This is a genomic window from Paenibacillus mellifer, from assembly GCF_023195895.1.
Lineage (GTDB): Bacteria > Bacillota > Bacilli > Paenibacillales > Paenibacillaceae > Fontibacillus > Fontibacillus mellifer.
In genome coordinates this window covers 14,340-31,279 of the sequence record NZ_JALPRK010000006.1, presented here as the reverse complement: position 1 = coordinate 31,279, position 16,940 = coordinate 14,340, and the positions used below count along the sequence as shown (strand labels likewise).

The 16,940-nt window shown below is 59.3% G+C and carries 11 protein-coding genes; 1 reads left to right on the top strand and 10 read right to left on the bottom strand.

Annotation, left to right across the window (positions count from 1 at the left end; genetic code table 11):
- Nucleotides 1–138: 138 nt before the first annotated feature.
- From M0651_RS08625 to M0651_RS08580, 10 genes are all read right to left on the bottom strand, one after another.
- Nucleotides 139–2,568 (bottom strand): glycoside hydrolase family 95 protein, encoded by a 2,430-nt coding sequence (locus M0651_RS08625; RefSeq protein WP_248551439.1) that lies wholly within the window; start codon nucleotides 2,566–2,568, stop codon nucleotides 139–141.
- Between the two features lie 5 nt (nucleotides 2,569–2,573).
- Nucleotides 2,574–5,012 carry a glycoside hydrolase family 95 protein gene (locus M0651_RS08620; protein ID WP_248551438.1) on the bottom strand — a complete coding sequence of 813 codons (2,439 nt, stop codon included), beginning with the start codon at nucleotides 5,010–5,012 and terminating at the stop codon, nucleotides 2,574–2,576.
- Between the two features lie 24 nt (nucleotides 5,013–5,036).
- On the bottom strand, nucleotides 5,037–6,806 hold the full coding sequence (locus M0651_RS08615) for a right-handed parallel beta-helix repeat-containing protein (protein WP_248551437.1): 1,770 nt from the start codon (nucleotides 6,804–6,806) through the stop codon (nucleotides 5,037–5,039).
- 47 nt (nucleotides 6,807–6,853) lie between these two features.
- Nucleotides 6,854–8,008, bottom strand: coding sequence for an SGNH/GDSL hydrolase family protein (locus M0651_RS08610; RefSeq protein ID WP_248551436.1), 1,155 nt, complete (start codon nucleotides 8,006–8,008; stop codon nucleotides 6,854–6,856).
- Nucleotides 8,009–8,127: 119 nt separating this feature from the next.
- Nucleotides 8,128–9,795: an extracellular solute-binding protein gene (locus tag M0651_RS08605; protein ID WP_248551435.1), complete on the bottom strand. Its 1,668-nt coding sequence runs from the start codon at nucleotides 9,793–9,795 to the stop codon at nucleotides 8,128–8,130.
- A 138-nt stretch (nucleotides 9,796–9,933) separates the two neighbouring features.
- Nucleotides 9,934–10,839: a carbohydrate ABC transporter permease gene (locus M0651_RS08600; RefSeq protein WP_240267964.1), complete on the bottom strand. Its 906-nt coding sequence runs from the start codon at nucleotides 10,837–10,839 to the stop codon at nucleotides 9,934–9,936.
- A 15-nt stretch (nucleotides 10,840–10,854) separates the two neighbouring features.
- Nucleotides 10,855–11,709 (bottom strand): ABC transporter permease, encoded by an 855-nt coding sequence (locus M0651_RS08595; protein WP_372490920.1) that lies wholly within the window; start codon nucleotides 11,707–11,709, stop codon nucleotides 10,855–10,857.
- A gap of 441 nt (nucleotides 11,710–12,150) precedes the next feature.
- Nucleotides 12,151–14,442 (bottom strand): helix-turn-helix domain-containing protein, encoded by a 2,292-nt coding sequence (locus tag M0651_RS08590; protein WP_248551434.1) that lies wholly within the window; start codon nucleotides 14,440–14,442, stop codon nucleotides 12,151–12,153.
- Nucleotides 14,443–15,144: 702 nt separating this feature from the next.
- Nucleotides 15,145–15,849: an SDR family NAD(P)-dependent oxidoreductase gene (locus M0651_RS08585; protein ID WP_248551433.1), complete on the bottom strand. Its 705-nt coding sequence runs from the start codon at nucleotides 15,847–15,849 to the stop codon at nucleotides 15,145–15,147.
- 58 nt (nucleotides 15,850–15,907) lie between these two features.
- Nucleotides 15,908–16,363 (bottom strand): VOC family protein, encoded by a 456-nt coding sequence (locus M0651_RS08580; protein WP_248551432.1) that lies wholly within the window; start codon nucleotides 16,361–16,363, stop codon nucleotides 15,908–15,910.
- Between the two features lie 188 nt (nucleotides 16,364–16,551).
- Between M0651_RS08580 and M0651_RS08575 the strand changes: the two genes are divergently transcribed.
- On the top strand, nucleotides 16,552–16,926 hold the full coding sequence (locus M0651_RS08575; RefSeq protein ID WP_248551431.1) for a hypothetical protein: 375 nt from the start codon (nucleotides 16,552–16,554) through the stop codon (nucleotides 16,924–16,926).
- Nucleotides 16,927–16,940: the final 14 nt, after the last annotated feature.

Here is a 16,940-nt window from a genome sequence, read left to right as displayed (position 1 = left end):
TTGGCGGAGTACCGCTTTCTAGGCAGGGTACAGTTCGCGTCAGATGGAAGACATCGGGGTCACATGATCCCCATAAAAAAGGAGCCCTCCCGCAGGATGGCCCCGTATGTGAAATGCTTCAACTTATCGACTGCGCGGCTATTGACGCGCAAGCGCGCCGTCAAACCGATATTCCCCGCCGGTTTCGGCCTCGAAAGCAATCCGGCGGTCGCCAAGGCATAACGTAAACGTCCCGGGCGAATGGGTACGAATCATCGCGGTCGTTAACCGCCCCGCTTCCCAAGCAAGATCAACCTCGGCATTGCCTTTCGCCCTCAGCCCCGTCACCCGGCCCGTTGGCCAGGCCGCGGGAAGCGCCGGCAGCAAGCGGATTTCGCCGCCGGGACGGCTCTGCAGCAGCATTTCTGCGATCACTGCGGTACCGCCGAAGTTGCCGTCGATGACGAAGATGTTCGTCTCCGCGCCGGCGATGCCGGCCTTGGAATAACTGAACAAATTGTCGAAGCACAGCTCCCCGACCAGGTGCGAAATATGCTTCAAGGCGCGGTCTCCATCGCGCAACCGGGCAAAGAACAACCCGAACAGCGCCGCCGTAAACTCGATATCCTCGAGTTCATCCTGCTGCATGCGGTTCTCCAGCGTCACCCGGGCCGCGGCAGCCAGCTCCGGCGTTTCCTCCGGCGTGATCTGATGCGCCGGGTACAACGCGAACAGATGCGACAAATGGCGATGCTCCGGCTGCGCCTCTTCGAAGTCCTCGAGCCATTCCTGCAGTTGGCCTTTTTGGCCGACTTGCAGCGGGGGCAGTATAGAGATGGCAGAGACCAGGCGCTCGCGCAGATCCACATCCCCCTCCAGCAGCTCCGCGGCCTCGAGACAAAACGTAAACAACTCCCGCACGAGCACTTGGTCCAACGTTGGTCCCATGGACAGCTGCCAGTGGCCTTCTTCCGGACGCCCCGGGTAGAAATGGTTCTCCGGGGAATTCGACGGCCCGGTCACGAGCCATCCGTATTTCGGATGCACCGTCATGTAGTCGAGGAAGAACAACGCCGCTTCGCGCAGCACCGGATACGCCTGCTTCTCCAAGAACGCGCGGTCCAGCCCGTACCGGTAATGCTCGATCATTTGCATGGCCAGCCATAACCCGCCGGTGACGTTTAATCCCCACGAGGTGTCCCAACCCGGCTCCGTAAATCCCCATACGTTGGAGAAAACATGCGCCACCCACCCCGGCGAACCATAGGCGTCCCGAGCCGTCTTCCGGCCCGCCCGGGCCAAATCCTCCAGATACCGCATCAAAGGCAGTTGGCTTTCGCCAAGGTGGACCGCCTCCGTCGGATAATAATTCATCTCCGTGTTCACGTCGAGGTGGTAATCGCAGCTCCAGCCCATGCGGCAAGCTTCGCCATCGTTCCAGACGCCTTGCAGATGCAAGGGCAGCGGCGAATCCTCCCGCGAGCCGGCCAAAGTTAAATAGCGGCCGTACTGCAGAAATAAAGCGAACAACTGGGGATCGCTGCCGCCTTCCTTCCGCAGCAGCTGCATCCGTTGGTCCGTAGGCAAATCCGCCGCCCTGGAAAAGCCAAGATCGATGGATACCCGCCGGAACAGCGGCTCGTAGTCGGCCAAATGACTCGCCCGCAGGCGCTCGTAACCCTTGGACAACGCCAGGGCGGTCTGCAGCCGGGCCGCCCGCTCCCACGCGCGCGACTCGCTGCGGTAGTCCGTGGCGACGGCCAGGTAAATGCAGGCTTCGTCCGCCCCGGTGACAACCAGCCGGCCGTTCTGGACGCGGATGCTGCCGCCTCGGGTCTCAAGCTCGATGCGGCCGCGGCACATAACGCCGCAAGTGCCGTCGCTATGCACCGTCTCCGTTGCCCGGCCGCGGAATTCGAGCGCCGCGTCCCCCTCCGCCGATACCGCGAACTCGGGCGTGAGCCCCGCGATGGCGAGCGTAAACGAGACGCCGCCCGCCGCTTCGCTCCCTATCCGCGAGACGAGGACATCGTCGGCATGGGAAGCGAACAGCTCGCGGACCAGGGTCGATCCGGGAGGGCCGGCGGTCGCCGTCAGCAGAGCGGTCGCCAAGTCCAGCTCGCGCCGGAAGGGAGCGAAGGACCCGCCGGACATCCCGGTCCGGCCGGGTTCACCGGACCGGGCCGGGGCGAATCCGCCAGGGCCGCCAGGACCGCCCACATCCGTCTCCTCCCCGCTCCCGGCAAATTCAATCACCACATCGCACATCGCCAGATGGGTGCCAAAGTTCGGCTTGGGCGGTTGCAACGCCTGCTTCGCCAGCCGGTCGCCGCCGGCGTAATCGCCGGCGAACAGCCGCTCGCGGATCGCCGCCAGCGCCGCCTTGCCTCCGGTCGCGGCGGGTACCCCCTCGTCCGCTCGGCCCGACCAATAGGTCGACTCGGTCAGGTTCCAGACCTCGCGGTCCGGCGCGGCCATCACGACGGCGCCGATCCGCCCGTTGCCCACGGGCAGCCCCTGCGGCCACGCCGTGGCCGGCTTGTCATACCAGAGCCTGGTTGAACCGCGCTCCGCTGCGTTTTCCTTCATCCCCTTCACTCCTTCCCGGCCACCGGGTCATCCGGCACCAGCCGATACGTTTCTCCCGATTCCGTCGCAAATCGGGTTTCGCCTTCCGCGGTCCGTTCTGCGGCTACCTTAGCGGCGCCGTGGTAAACGACCAGCGGCGTGTCCCCGCCAAGCCCGTTGCGAACGCGGCAGGCATGCCCCAGCGTCGAGACGATTTCCGCCTCGGCTAATTTGCCGTTCGCCCAGCGCAGGCTCACCTCGAAGCCGCCGCGGGCGCGAAGGCCCCGGACTTCGCCGTCCGGCCAAGCTTCCGGTAAAGCGGGCAGCAGGACCAGCGCAGGGAGATGCGACTGCAGCAGCATCTCGGCGATCCCGGCCGATGCGGCGAAGTTGCCGTCAATCTGGAACGGCGGATGGGCGCCCAGCAGGCTGGCGTATACGCCGCCGTGATTGTAGCGCTCGGTTTCGCCGTCCTTCACTAGCCGCAGCATATTGCCGAGCAGCCGCAACGCCCGGTCTCCGTCGCCGAACCGGCTCCACAAGGCCACCCGCCAGCCCAGGCTCCAGCCGGTGCTTTCATCGCCCCGCCGCTCCAGCACCTGCCGCGCCGCGGCGAACAGTTCCGGCGTTTCCTCCGCCGACAACTGGCGGCCGGGATACACGCCCACCAGATGGGAAGTGTGCCGATGGTGGACGTCTTCGTCCTCGAAATCCCGGCTCCACTCCTGCAGTTGCCCATACTTCCCGACCTGCAGCGGCAGCAGCCGTTCGCGGGCCTGCCGCAACTCCTCGCGAAACGCCTCGTCGATGCCGAGCACGCCCGCCGCTTCGATGCAGTTCGTAAATAGCTCCCAGATCAGCGAGAGGTCCATCGTCGATCCTTCGCTAATCGCCGCCACGCCTTCCGCCGTACGGAATTTATGTTCCGGCGAGGTGGACGGCGAGGTCACGAGACGGCCCGACTCGTCTTCGATCAGCCAGTCGAGGGCAAACAGGGCGGCGTCCTTCAGAATGGGGTATGCAAAATCATGCAAATAGGCGACATCCCCGCCGAACACGTAATGCTCCCACAGATGCTGCGTCAACCAGACGCCGCCCATCGGCCAAAGCGCCCAGGCGGGATCGCCATCCCCGTAATCGCCCACCGGGGCGGTTTGCCCCCAGATGTCCGAATTATGATGGGCAGTCCAGCCGCGGGTGCCGTAGTTGACGGCGGCCGTTTTGGCCCCGTTTTCGGCCAGGTTGCCGATCATCTCCAGGAGCGGCCAGTGGCATTCCGCGAGGTTGCACGCCTCGGCCGGCCAATAGTTCATCTCCGCATTGATATTCAGCGTCCAGTTGCTGCTCCATGGCGGCCGGGTCATCGCGTTCCAGATGCCTTGCAGGTTGGCTGCCTGCGTGCCGGGCCGGGAGCTGGCGATCAGCAAATACCGGCCGTAATGGAACAACAGCTCGACCAGGCCCGGGTCGGAAGCGCCGTATTCCACGATTCGCCGCTCCGTGTCCATCCCATCCGCCGCCGGCGATTCGCCTAGCCGCAAGCTGACGCGGCCAAATAGGGCCCGATAATCCTCGATATGCCGGGCCCGAAGCTCCGAATAGCGGCCGGCCAATGCGCCGGCCAAGTCGGCCTCGGCGCGCGCCGCCGCCACGGCTGCCGGCAAAGGTCCCGGCCGCCCCGCGCCCGGAACCTGATCGAACCGGTCGAAGCTGGTGGCCGCGCTGAAGTACAACACCGCTTCCGTCGCATCCAGCACGCGAATTCCGGTGCCGTCGAGACTGACCCGGCCATCGGTTTCGGCAACCGCCAGCCGGCCTTCGAAAGCCATCGCCGGCGAGATGGCCGGGTCGCCGTACCGGATCGGGCGATCCGCGCTCACGTAGTTCGGCTCCACCCGTTCCGGCGCCGTCCCCCGCATTGCGAATGCGTCGTTTTCCACGACGGCGGTATGGCGGAGCGGGCTATCAAGCCGCGCGTGAAAGGCGAGCGCCCCCGCCCGGCTGCACGTCAGCCGCAAGGCGATCACCCGATCGGGGTGGGATGCGAAGATCTCCCGCGTATAGGTCACTTCCCCGACGGCGTATTCCGTCAGGTGGACGGCGTTCGCCAAGTCCAGCGTGCGCCGGTAGCTCCGGCAAGCCACCCCATGCTCAAACGTCAACTGCAAGTCGCCGAACGGCAAATAGGATTCCGTATAGGGTCCCAGCATTTGACGTCCCAGCCGGTCCGCCTCTTCGTATCGGCCTTCCCGAACGAGCTTCCGCACTTCGGGCAATACCTGCCGGGCGGATGGATTGTTCCAATCGCGCGGATAACCGGACCATAAGGTATCCTCGTTCAGACTGATCGTTTCCCGCTCCACCCCGCCGTAAACCATCGCGCCGAGGCGCCCGTTTCCGACCGGGAGCGCCTCGGTCCAGACCGTAGCCGGCCTGTCGTACTGCAGCTTCGTGTTTTGCTCCATCGTCCCTTCCTCCCCTGCCTGTTCTTATTTCTCGTTCCCCCGCGCTTCATCGCCGCAGAAGACGTTGTCCTCAATCACCGCACCCGGGCAAGCCTCCAGCCGGACGAGTCGCTCCGGGTCGAATCCGCCAGAGGACGCGGACCAAACTTCATTCCCGCGAAACACCAATTCCTTCGTGCTGCGCGCGGATAGCAGCAGGCCTCCTGGCTCCGGCTCGAAGCGATTGTTGACGATCGTTATCCCGCGGTGAACGGTCGTTTCCGGGAGCGCTTCCCGGTTCTCCGGCACGATCGCGATGACCGCTTGGGCATCGTCGCCGCACCCGATAAACCGGTTCCCCCCGATCTCCATGTCCCGGACCGCGCCCGACTCGTACCAGGAATTCGCATCGGCAGCGACCAGAATGGCGCTCATCCGCGTTCGTTCGAACACGTTGCCGCGGATCACGGTCCGCCCGCGTACGGAAGCCAACACCCCGCGTGTCGGAATGCGGGCGAAATGGTTGCCCGTGATTTCCACCTCCGGCGACCAGGTGACGTTCTCCACCACGTCCCGCGGCCCTATGTTCTCCGGCGCCGGGCGCTCCAGCGTAAGCATCAGCTCGCGGGGGCTTAACCGAAGAACCTCGCTTACCAAGCCGGTTCCCTGCGTCGCGAGTGAATCCGCCTCGACGAAGCCGACCTCGTCTCCAGCGCGAAAAGCCGGCAATCCGTAGGTTTGCGGATGCATAAACCGAACGACCACCTGGTTCGGCGCCGGACGGCCGACGATTCGCAGGTAAGTGCCGTGGACGTTGATCGCGTCGTCGTGCGCACCGGCAAACCGGCAATCCCGGATGGCGATCCGTCCCCGGCAACCCGACAGATGGATGAAATCGGCGAAGCCGGCAACCGTCCGGCCGCTGTCGGCGCGCGGCGACAAGTCCAGGCGCTCGAAGACGAGATTTTCGCTGAATTGCCCGACCATCCCGAGCCCATGCATAAAATGCACGCCGCAGCCGGAGAACGTGATGCCCGAGCTTTCGCTTACAAGGACTCCGACCTGATCGCGGATGCCGTCCCGCATCTGTATGATGCGGCCGGGGGCCAGCCCCTCAGGTAAGCCGTCGCCAAAATAAAACCTTAACCGTCCGGAGCCCGCTTCCTCCGTCCGCGTGGCCGCCTGCTCCAGCCAGTTGTCCACCCGCCAAGTCGTATTTTCGGTCGGATCGCAGAGCTGCATCGGCCCGGCTTGAAAGCGCCAGTCCTCGCCGATCCATTCCAGCCGGCCTTCCTTCACTTCATACTTCGAATCCGGATGCACCGCCGCCTCCATCCAGCCCCCCTCTTGCTCGCAACACTCCACCGTCATTTCCGTCACCGTCGGCACGGCGTAATCGAAGCGAAGGTCGAGGATGGCGATGTCTTCGCAGCCGTCGATCAACAGCATCGTCTGCTTGCCGTGAAACAGGAACAGGGCCCCGTTCCCCATGATGGTCAACCGTCGTCTCCCTTTCAGCAGCATACCGATCGTCTTCGTGACGTCGGATTGCTCCTCTTCGCTTGCCGTATTGGTCACATAATAAGGAGCCCGGATGGCCGACTGCGGGTAAAAATGATACCGCCCGAACGGCACATCCAGCACGACCGGGCCCTCCGCCCGCGCGGCCGCCTCCAGTGCCATCCGCAAGGCCGGCTGCGTATCCTCTTGCGTATCCGGCCGGGCCCCGTAATCGCTCAAAGAGATCACGGTTACCGATTTCTCTTCGCCAAAGGAAACTCTATCCCCTTTCCTTTCTTCCTGCTCCCAGCGCATCCGTATCCCCCCTAGTCCTCGTTACTCTCATCTTGTGCCGACTCCCCTTAGGAAGTCAACAGCTTTAAGATCCGCAGTCCCGTACCCTTGCTTCGCTCATCCTTCCGGCCCGTGTTGCGGCCCTTTACCTGAAGTTCCCCGTAATGCTCCAGCGCCGGGAACAGCACCGGCACCGGGCGGTAAGCCCCGATGCACCAGTCGTCGAATGGATTGACCGCCACATAGGGCGCTCCGTTAACCGAATATTCAAGGATCCCGGTGTCGGGACCGCAGAGCAGCAGCATGCCCGCGCCCCGGCCTTCAACCTGAAAGGTCAAGCTGGCGCCCGATGCTTCGGCGAATACATGCTCCGTGGAGTACCGCCAATTCATCAGCGGTTCGTTCGGCCGCAGCTTGCGGATCCGGAAGTGCTCCGAATAGTCGGCGGCTTCATAGATCAGCATGGCGGCATGCTCGTAATTTCCGGCGATCAGGGGCTCGCCGGGCAGCTTGCGGATCTGCCCAGAAGAAACCGACTTCCCGGCAAATAAGGCCGCATCCAGATACTCCCGCAGGAATTGGGCATACCGCGCATGCCCCTCATCGTTTGGGTGATAGCCGTCAGGGGCAAGATCCCCCCACTCCACTCTCCCTTCTTGGATCAACCCATACACGCCGGCGGCAAAATTTATGGAAGGAATGCCGTAATGCTCCGCCACTTCTTCATGAACGGCAATATTAAAGGGCCGCAAGGACGTCAGGTTCTTCTCCGCTCCCGTGTAGATAAAGCAAAGGTCCGTCGCCGGCGACAACCGCCGGCATTGGCGGACAATCCCCTCCATGCCGCGCAGCGACTCCTCCCGGTCTTCGCCGTCGTTGACGCTGAATTCCACAAACAGCAGGTCGACCTGCCCCTCCCGGAGCACATGCTCCCGCAAACGGTGCGCCCCCAGGGTCGAATCGGTGCCTCCCACGCCGGCGTTGATGCAGCGCAGCAGCCGTCCGTCCAGCCGCTTCCGCAAATATTTCTCGGTCAACGCACGCCAACTGGTCTCGTCCGCCGCCGAGGCACCTGCCCCTTCCGTAATGGAGCCTCCCAAAAAAGCGACCGTAACATCCCCGTCCCCGGCCCGCTTGGCGCAGACCCGAGGCAGCCCCATGCGGGGGACGATCCATGCGTGTCCAGGCGTCAATCCCGGCACGCCCGTGTCTGTATCGGGCATCTCCATCCGCTCCTCTCTATCCGTCGATATCCCATGAAAAACGGAACGCCGGCCCGACAGGCCGGCTTCCGTGATCCGCGCCGCCGGCTGCCCGAAGGCGTGGCGGCGCGAAAGTTCTATTATTTCGCCGATTGGTCGTAAGCCTCTTGCAGAATCTCCAGATAGCGGTCCAGCTTAAGATCCTTCAGACCTTGCACGTAAGCGTCCCAATCCTTGTTCAAATCCTTGTTGCCGGTGATGAATTGCAGCTGGCTTTGCTCGATGTAATTTTTCAGGTTCGTTTGCAGCATGCTGGCTTCATCGATTTCGCTCGGATCGATCCAAATTGACCAGATCGGGAAAATCTCCTTCGGTTCATGTCCCTGATACAGCAGCGTGGCGTTGTACAATCTGCGTTCATAACCGTCCGAAGCATAGATGTCTTCGCCCTGAACCCAAGTGTCGCGGTATTCCTTCGGCATGTAAAAATGGCCCATCCCGCTCCAGCCCGCGTTGCGCGGCGCTTCGCCTTCCTTCATCGGAATGGTCTTGACCATCGGCGTTACGCCTTCGCCCAGCGCCTTATCGCCTGGCTCCGGATCGGTCCAGTCGATGCCTTTCATCCCTGTGCCGGCATTGGTTTGCCCTTCCGGCGTGTACAGGTAGTCGATCGCTTTGATCAAGGCGATTTGGACCTCTTCGCTGGCTTTGTTCGTAATGACGAATTTCGCTCCAGAGGTAACGCCCCCGGCATCATGCGTGGTGAACGATACCCCGTTTGGCCCCGCCAAAGGAGCCAGCGGGTTGTAGTGCGCGGAACGGGTATTGCCCGGATCAATGTTCACGAAAATGGCTGGATGCATGCCCGCGCCGGCGCCAAGGATTTCCGCATCCGCGTTTTCGCCGATTTTCTTATAGGCTTCGGCGTTTTGCGTAAAGGCACCCGGGTCGATCAACCCTTCATCATACAACGATTTGATGTAGGCCAAGCCTTCCTTCCATTCCGGCTTGATCGCCGCGGAGACCACCTTGCCGTTTTCCATGTTCAAGTAATTGCGGTCGTCATCATAAACGAAGGCGTTCATCAAATACGGTACGATACGCACGCCGAAATCCTCCGTGGAACCGCTGAGCGGCACTTCGTCGGCCTTGCCGTTGCCGTTCGGATCTTTCGTTTTGAACGCTTGCAGCATCGCCTTGAATTCTTCCGTCGTTTTAGGCTCTTCCAGGTTCAGCTTCTTCAGCCATTCGGTGTTCACCCACATTTTGTTCGGGTAGGAACAGTGGAAGCATTCCGTATAGGCGCCCAACCCGTAGATGTTTCCGTCCGGAGCGGTATACAGCGCTTTCATTTCCGGCGATTCTTCCATCGCTTTTTTGATATTCGGTCCATATTTATCAATCAAATCATTCAGCGGGATCAATACCCCTTGCTGTCCGTATTTGAGCACGTCGGCTTGGGAGAACTCGTCGATGTAAGCCGTCAGCAAGTAGGCTTCCGGATAGTCGCCGCTCGCCAGCGAGATTTGGCGTTTCTCTTTCGCGCCGTCGGACGGGTTGATCTGCCAATTAAACTTGATGTTGAACTTCTCTTCCAAAAACTTCGTAAACTTGTTGTTCGGAATGTCGATCCCCGACTCCTGAACGGCGAAGACGCTGACTTCCACCGGCTTCGACGCTTCGGCGCCGCCGGACGAACCGTTGCCTGGGGCATTGTTCGAGCTCTCTGTATTTTTGCCCGAACAGCCGCTGATCACCAGCGTAATCGCCAGAACCAGCATGAACATGCTTAACAGGGTTTTTTTCAAATTTGATCGCTCCCTTTTTGATAGTGTCAATCGCTTCCTTTTCGCAACTCTCCTGGTGCCAATCGAGAGCATCACCTCCTTCTATAATGAAGTCAGAAACCTATAGGCGCAACCGCCATTTCCGGACCTTGCGGCCGATCAGCCTTTCACGGAACCGACCAGCATGCCCTGGACAAAATAGCGCTGCACGAACGGATAAATGATCAGCACCGGCAGCGTGGCGACCACAATCAGCGAGTATTTCAGCAGCTCGGCAAGCTGCTGCTTCTCGACGATGGCCATCGCATCCATGTTGCTGCCGCTGTTGTTCTGGATAATGATGCTTCGCAGGATGAGCTGCAGCGGGAACAGGTCTGCAGATTTCAAGTAAATCAACGCATCGAAATAGGCGTTCCACTGCCCGACCGCATACATCAGCACGAGAACGGCAATGATCGGTTTGGACAACGGCAGCACAACGCTCCAGATGAACCGCAGATCGCTGCAGCCGTCGATTTCGCTGGCCTCCAGCAGCTCCTCGGGAATCGAGGAGTGGAAAAACGAACGGGCGATGATGACCTGCCAAACCCAAATCGCATTCGGGATCAAGAGCGCCCAGCGCGTATCGATCAGATCCAGCCCTTTCACGACCATATAGGTCGGAATGAGCCCCCCGCTGAAGATCATCGTGAACGTGATGACCATCATCAGCGCGTTCCGTCCGAAGAACGCCCGGCGTGACAGCGGATAAGCGATCATAATGGTCAGCGTGACGCTGATCAGGGTCCCGGCCGTCGTATAAAAGATCGAGTTCAGGTAGCCGGTCATCACCTCGCCTCTGCGGAACAGCTCTTCAAAGCCTTTAAAGGACAACTCCACCGGCCATAACCAGACCCGGCCCGAAGTGACGGCCGCCGGACTGCTGATGGAGCTGCTGACGATATAGATTAACGGATAAAGCACGACGATGACGAGCAGGGTCAGGATGACGTAGATGACGCCGATAAAGATCCGGTCTCCCGCCGATTCTTTGATTCTTTTCTTGGGAATTGCTGTAGCTGCCATATCCTAACTCCTTTCCTACCAGATGCTGTTTTTCGTAAGCCGTTTGGCTAAACCGTTGACGGTCAGCAGCAAAACGAGATTGATGACGGAATTAAACAAACCGACGGCGGTCGCGAAGCTGTAGTTGGCGTTCAGCAAGCCGATCCGGTAAACGTAGGTCGCGATGATTTCGGAATTGACCAGGTTCAGCGGGTTTTGCAGCAGATACACCTTCTCAAAGCCCAGCGCCATGACGTTGCCGACGTTCAGGATCAAGATGATCACGATGGTCGGCACGATCCCGGGCAAGTCGACGTGGCGGATTTTCTGGAACCGCGAGGCCCCGTCCACCTTGGCCGCTTCATACAAGGTCGGGTCGACTCCCGCCAAAGCCGCCAGATAGATCACGGCATTATAACCCGCGGTTTGCCAAATGTCCGACCAGACGTAAATCGAACGGAACATGCCCGGTTCGCCCAGGAAGTTGACCGACTCCAGCCCGAAGTAATTGAGCGCGATATTGGCAAAGCCGAGCCGAGGCGCCAGAAACAGCATGATAATCGACACCATGACGACGGTCGAAATGAAATACGGCGCAAAGGAAACCAGCTGCACGAACTTCTTGAAGCGGCCGCCGCGAATTTCGTTGATCATCAGCGCCAGAAGAATCGGAATCGGGAATCCGGCCAGGATCAGGTAACCGCTGAGGATGACCGTGTTCTTCACCAACGTCCAGAACTGCGGGTTCTCGAAGAACAGTTGGAAATGCTTGAACCCCACCCATGGACTTCCCCAGATCCCCTTGATGACGTTGTAATCCTTGAACGCCAGCACCGCATTCAGCATCGGGTAATATTTGAAGACGAGAAAGAACAGGAGCGGAGGAATCACCAGCAAATGCAGCTGCCAGTGCTTCTTGATGTTTCGGCGCGCAACCCGCCAGTAACTGACCTTTCGTTTGGCGTCCGGCACGTAATCCGGCTTGAAAGCAAGTTGTTTTTCCAGAATAATTCCCCCTAAAAGTTTTGTAAGTGCCACCCCCTAAAGACAGCTTCAAACAAAACTTGCTTCGGAAGCATAGGCTTAGCAGATGGCCTGCGGTGTTATGGTAGCGTTTTCTTCTCGAGTCGATCATAGGGCATGTTTGGCGGCGTTGAACAGGTACACTTCCGTCTTTTGGCGTACAGATCTCCCGTTTTTCGGGGGTCATCCTTCAGGCCGGGAGCCATTATTCCGTAAAAGAAAACAGCGGCCGCGCCTACCTGGATCGGAAGGTTCGGCCGCTGCAATGGCGGATGCGATATCGACTCGTTTAAGTGAATGAAAGACAGGTCAATCCTGGCACGATTGCCGGTAAGCGCTCGGCGAAATCCCCGTTAACCGCTTGAACGCCCGACGGAACGAATGCGAGCTGTTGTAACCGACCCGGGCGGCAATTTCGTCGACGGTATAGCTGCTCTCCTTGAGCAGCACAGCGGCCTGATCCATCCGCACTTTGATCAGGTGGTCGGAATAGTTGACCCCGGTGACCTCCTTGAACAGCTGGGAAATGTATTTCTCCGGGCGTTCCACATGTTCCGCGACCCGGTATAACGTCAGGTCGGGATCGGCGTAGGCTTCGGCCGTATACTGATAAATCTGCTTGATCAGTTGGGCGTGCGAATCCTTCTTCTTGTTGGCGATAAAGCTGCACAATTCTTGAATGATCGCGTGGATATCCTGTTGGATCGTTTCGAGCGGCCCGGAAAATCCAATGTCGATGATTCGCTTCTTGACGCTCTCGAACAGCGGGGATTCCAGGAAGATTTTCTGGTCCAGCAGCTTGAGGAACGTGCCCTTCATTTCCCCGACCAGCTGGTGTTTCATCTCGACCGACAACTCGCGTTGTTCCAGATTTTGCGCGATGATCGAATCGATGATCTTCCGTGCCTCCTCCAGCTCCCCGGCACGGATCGTGCTGATCAGGCGATGCTCGGTATCGAGCGGATAATAATACGTCGTATTTTCGATTTGCGTATCATGGCTCCACAGGATGCCTTTTTTGTTCAAATAAACCGCATACTCCAGCGCCTGCTTCGCTTGGTCGAAGGATTGGCCCACCTCCGTGACGCTGGTAAACGGTTCGCCGAAGCCGGCTTGCATCGAGATTTTGTATTCGGCGAACATATGCTGGGCGAGCGTCTCCATCAGTTCCGAAATCCGCTCTTCCTCCGCCGGACCCGGGAGCCGGTCGGCCTCGGAGAAGAACAGCAGGACGATTTTGTCCGATCCCGAATCGGTCATCGGCACCGGGCCTGCCAGCTCTGTGACGGCTTGCTTCATGAGCAGTCTTGCGGCGTTCAGCTCGTTCAGTACCTCCACGGTATCCATACCGGCATAACCGTTGATTTGCAGAAGCCCCACGTAACCCTCGCCTTGCCGCAGCGAGATGTCGGCTTGGGCTGCCGCCGAGGCAATCTCGTCCCGCGTTTCGAACTCGCCGGCAATCAGCCGCCTCAGAAAGGCGTCGCGCACCAACGGAAGCTGGCGGTGGAGCTCCGACTCCAACAGTTTGTTTTTCGTGATCATGCCGGCGATATTCCCGCTCAGGAAGTCGAACTCGTTGCGCCCCGTATCTTCGTCCTTGCCGAACTGCTCCTTCATCACGCCGATCAATCGGTTGATCGGGAGACTGTTCCGGTAGGCCAGGAACAAGCCGACCAACACTCCGATCAACATGGCGCCGCCGGTAATCATCCACGAAGCCTGCTTGATCCGGTTTGGCTTCTCCATCAGCGTGCTCCGGGGAATGCCGGCTTGGTAGACCCAGCCGTTCTTCTCCGAGCGGGTGGTAATCACGAGATCGCTGCCATAGAATTGGCTCGTCTTATTCTCGTCAAACCCGGGATCGGCGTGGAGCTTGGCGATATCCGGCACCGCTTCGCCCTGGAGGAAGATCGTGTTGCCTTCCGCGTCGTAGATGTGAACCCAGCCGCCGCTTTGTTCCGTTAAGCCGGACAACAGCCCCGCAATCGTCTTCTGGTCGATCAGGACGACGACGATCGCCGGGGACGTATCGTTAAAGCTGTCCAGAGGCAGCGATTGCATGTACGTAATGACCGAAGTCTTCACGTCCCGCTCGCTGAACGGGGTCAGCGGCTTGATTTCGCTGCGGTGGGTTTTGCCCAGCACCTGCTGCTCCCACTCCTCCAATGTCAGGTTGTCGTAATGGAAATATTCGTAATAGTGCTCCGGCCGGAAAGAGGATCCGGAGGTCACGATCAAATTATAATTAGCCAGGTAAATATAATAATTCCGCAAAAAATCGTTCGTTTGCCCAAACGTCAGCACGTTGCGCATCGCCTTCCAGATGCCGTACACGTCCCTTTCGGTGCCGCGGTCGTTCATCAGGGCGTTAATCTCCTGGCTGATCGCCAGCTGCCGGGTCATGCCCTCCACTTCCGCCATCCGGTGCTCGAGCAGCTCCTGGCTTTTCTCCAGCTGGATGACGCTGTTCTCGATCGAGATCGACTCCGTGACGGAGATGGACGTCCGGTAGGAGATGTACCCGCCGATGCAGGGGATGAGCAAGATGGCGACGTAAGAAATCAGAAAGTTGCGGAAAACCCGGGAATGCCGAAGCATGGGATGACCCCCCATCTTTATTGGTAGCGCTATCATTTCAGGCCGAGCCGCCCGCCTTTTCGGTTTCATCATTATATCTAGTTCCGTTTTATTCTGTCTAGCGGCATCAAGCGCCCCATCAGTAAAAGCATATCGAGGTTTGCTCCGCTTGGATAGGTACTCCTGGGTAGCGGAGCGTACATTTTTCCCGGCTTGTCCCCGAAAAAACCACACAACGGCGCGGGTTTGCGGAAACGTTAGGCAAGCGGAAGAACTGTTCAGAGGGACAAGTGCCGATGTTGAGAGAACGGCGTACAAGCGTGCGGTGAGCATAGCGGTAAAAAATGGCTTTATTTCTCCTCGTAAGACCGGTTCCACAAAAATAAGGCCCCAAAAGGGCCTTATTTACAGGAAACCTGGGCAAAACAAGCTAAAATGGGGCTCCCGCGAATCGATAGCGGAAAAAAGTTTCCTTATTATTTCGAAAACGGCCCTCCCAGTTGAAATAAGGCCCTAAAATACCGCTATCGTAAGAAAGAACCGCAAGGCCTTCCGAACACCGGGACTGGGACGACGGATGCCTGTGCGATGGTGCCGCATCAAGACACCGGTGCTTGCAGCGACGGTGCCCATCGGCACGCCGGATGCCTGCCGCAACGGCGCCGGACTGCGGCGCCAGATCCCTACGGTAACGGCACCACCCTATCCCGCCTCCCGCGGTACCTACAGCGGCATCGCCTTCCCGTCGATGCCGATCATGACCGCGCCGGTATCCGCCTCCAGCTTGCCCTCGGCCAAGTCGAGGATCGACCGCGCGGAATCCAGCGGGTCGCCCGGCGCCTGATTGCCGCCCATCGGGGTGCGCATCCAGCCCGGATGCATAGCGTACACCCCGAACCCTTGCGGCATCAACTCCTTGCGCAGTTGGGCGGTGAAATAGTTGAGCGCTGCCTTGGACAACGCATACGGGTAATCGCCACCGTAAGCGCCGGCCAAACAGCCCGCTTCCGAAGACACGTTCAAGATCAGCGGCCGGTTACCGGCCTTCAGCAGCGGCAGGAAATGTTTCACCATTTTCATGGGGCCGTACAGATTGGTGCGAAAGGTGTTCTCCACGGCGGCGAACTCCAATCGCTCGATCGGCTGCTCCCGTGCCAGCAATATGCCCGCATTGTTGATCAGCGCGTCAACGGCGCCCCATCTCGCAGCCATTGCTTCCTTCGCTTTGGCGACCGAATCCTCTTCATCCACATCAAGCTCCAGCAGTGTCAGCTTCCCCGGCGCTCCCTCCTGGAGTTCTTCCAATGCTTCCACGTTCGTCTCCAGCGAGCGAATGCTCGCGGCTACCTCATGGCCGCGCCGCAGCGCTTCCCCAACGATCTCCCGACCCAGTCCTTTTCCCGCTCCCGTTACGATCAGTCTCATCATCCAACCTTGCCTCCTTGGATTGATATGAATCCGTTTACATTTCTCGAACCAGCGACGTCTACTTGTCGTTCTCCAGCAGCTCGATCCACAGCTTCAGGTCACGCGTGGCGTCCATATAGGCGTAACGCCCGCCGGTGTATTCCCCTTTTTGCGCTAGCGGCATGCCTCTTCCTTCGAGCAGCTGGATCTTCTCCTTCATCCCGTCGATCACAAAGGCGATATGGTGCATGCCTTCCCCTTTCTCCTCCAGGAAGTCCCGCCAAGTGCTTGGATGCTCATCCGGTTCAATGAGTTCCAACTGCAGCTGGCCGCAATCAAAAAACGCCAATTTGGCGCGAGCCGGGGACGGCGCTCCCCGATATTCCGTCTTCGCCACCTCTACCGCGTCTGTCCAAAACCAAGCCGGCTTTTCCACGCCCAGGAAATCCGCGTAGGCTTGCGAGACGGCTTCGATATCCCGGACGACGATCCCGATTTGCGTAATCACTTTGGTGCCCAAAGGTTGTTTGTCCATGTGTGATCGCTCCTCTTTTCTTCATAAATGTCGTTGGATGAGGCCATGGCCCTATGCATCCCCATCTTAGCATATTCGAGTGTATTCCGGTACAAGCCGATCGTGTCAAAACGGGTACAAGAACCTACCGCACAAATGCCCATATCCGCGAATATAATGCAGCAAGAACAAAGGAGGAATGGATTCGAATGCCCAATATGTATACGCCTTATGGCGGCGTGCCAAGCCAAGTTAGCCCCATGAGCCAGGAGCCGATGGGGTACGATCACAAGAAACAGATGATGGAAATGTGTAAAAAGTACCACCACCATCTGATGCAAATGGAAGGGACCGACGGCAAGATGTATGAAGGCATCATCGACGGAATGGATGACGACCACGTCTACTTGCTCATTCCGGTCGGGGACATGGAAGAAAGGGGATTGGGTTTCCCCTATGGCGGTTACCCCTATGGCGGGGGCTTTGGTTATGGCTACGGTTATCCGCGCCGCTTCCGCCGCTTCATCCGCCGGCCCTACCCGTTTTTCTTCTTTAGAAGATTTTTCTTTCCGTTTTTCTTCTAAAACGCATGCAAAAG

Excerpts from the sequence above, each read along its gene's own strand:
- M0651_RS08585 (WP_248551433.1), bottom strand. The coding sequence starts at position 15,849 with ATGATGAGACTGATCGTAACGGGAGCGGGAAAAGGACTGGGTCGGGAG.
- M0651_RS08610 (WP_248551436.1), bottom strand. The coding sequence starts at position 8,008 with ATGCCCGATACAGACACGGGCGTGCCGGGATTGACGCCTGGACACGCA.
- M0651_RS08580 (WP_248551432.1), bottom strand. The coding sequence starts at position 16,363 with ATGGACAAACAACCTTTGGGCACCAAAGTGATTACGCAAATCGGGATC.
- M0651_RS08590 (WP_248551434.1), bottom strand. The coding sequence starts at position 14,442 with ATGCTTCGGCATTCCCGGGTTTTCCGCAACTTTCTGATTTCTTACGTC.
- M0651_RS08625 (WP_248551439.1), bottom strand. The coding sequence starts at position 2,568 with ATGAAGGAAAACGCAGCGGAGCGCGGTTCAACCAGGCTCTGGTATGAC.
- M0651_RS08620 (WP_248551438.1), bottom strand. The coding sequence starts at position 5,012 with ATGGAGCAAAACACGAAGCTGCAGTACGACAGGCCGGCTACGGTCTGG.
- M0651_RS08615 (WP_248551437.1), bottom strand. The coding sequence starts at position 6,806 with ATGCGCTGGGAGCAGGAAGAAAGGAAAGGGGATAGAGTTTCCTTTGGC.
- M0651_RS08600 (WP_240267964.1), bottom strand. The coding sequence starts at position 10,839 with ATGGCAGCTACAGCAATTCCCAAGAAAAGAATCAAAGAATCGGCGGGA.
- M0651_RS08575 (WP_248551431.1), top strand. The coding sequence starts at position 16,552 with ATGCCCAATATGTATACGCCTTATGGCGGCGTGCCAAGCCAAGTTAGC.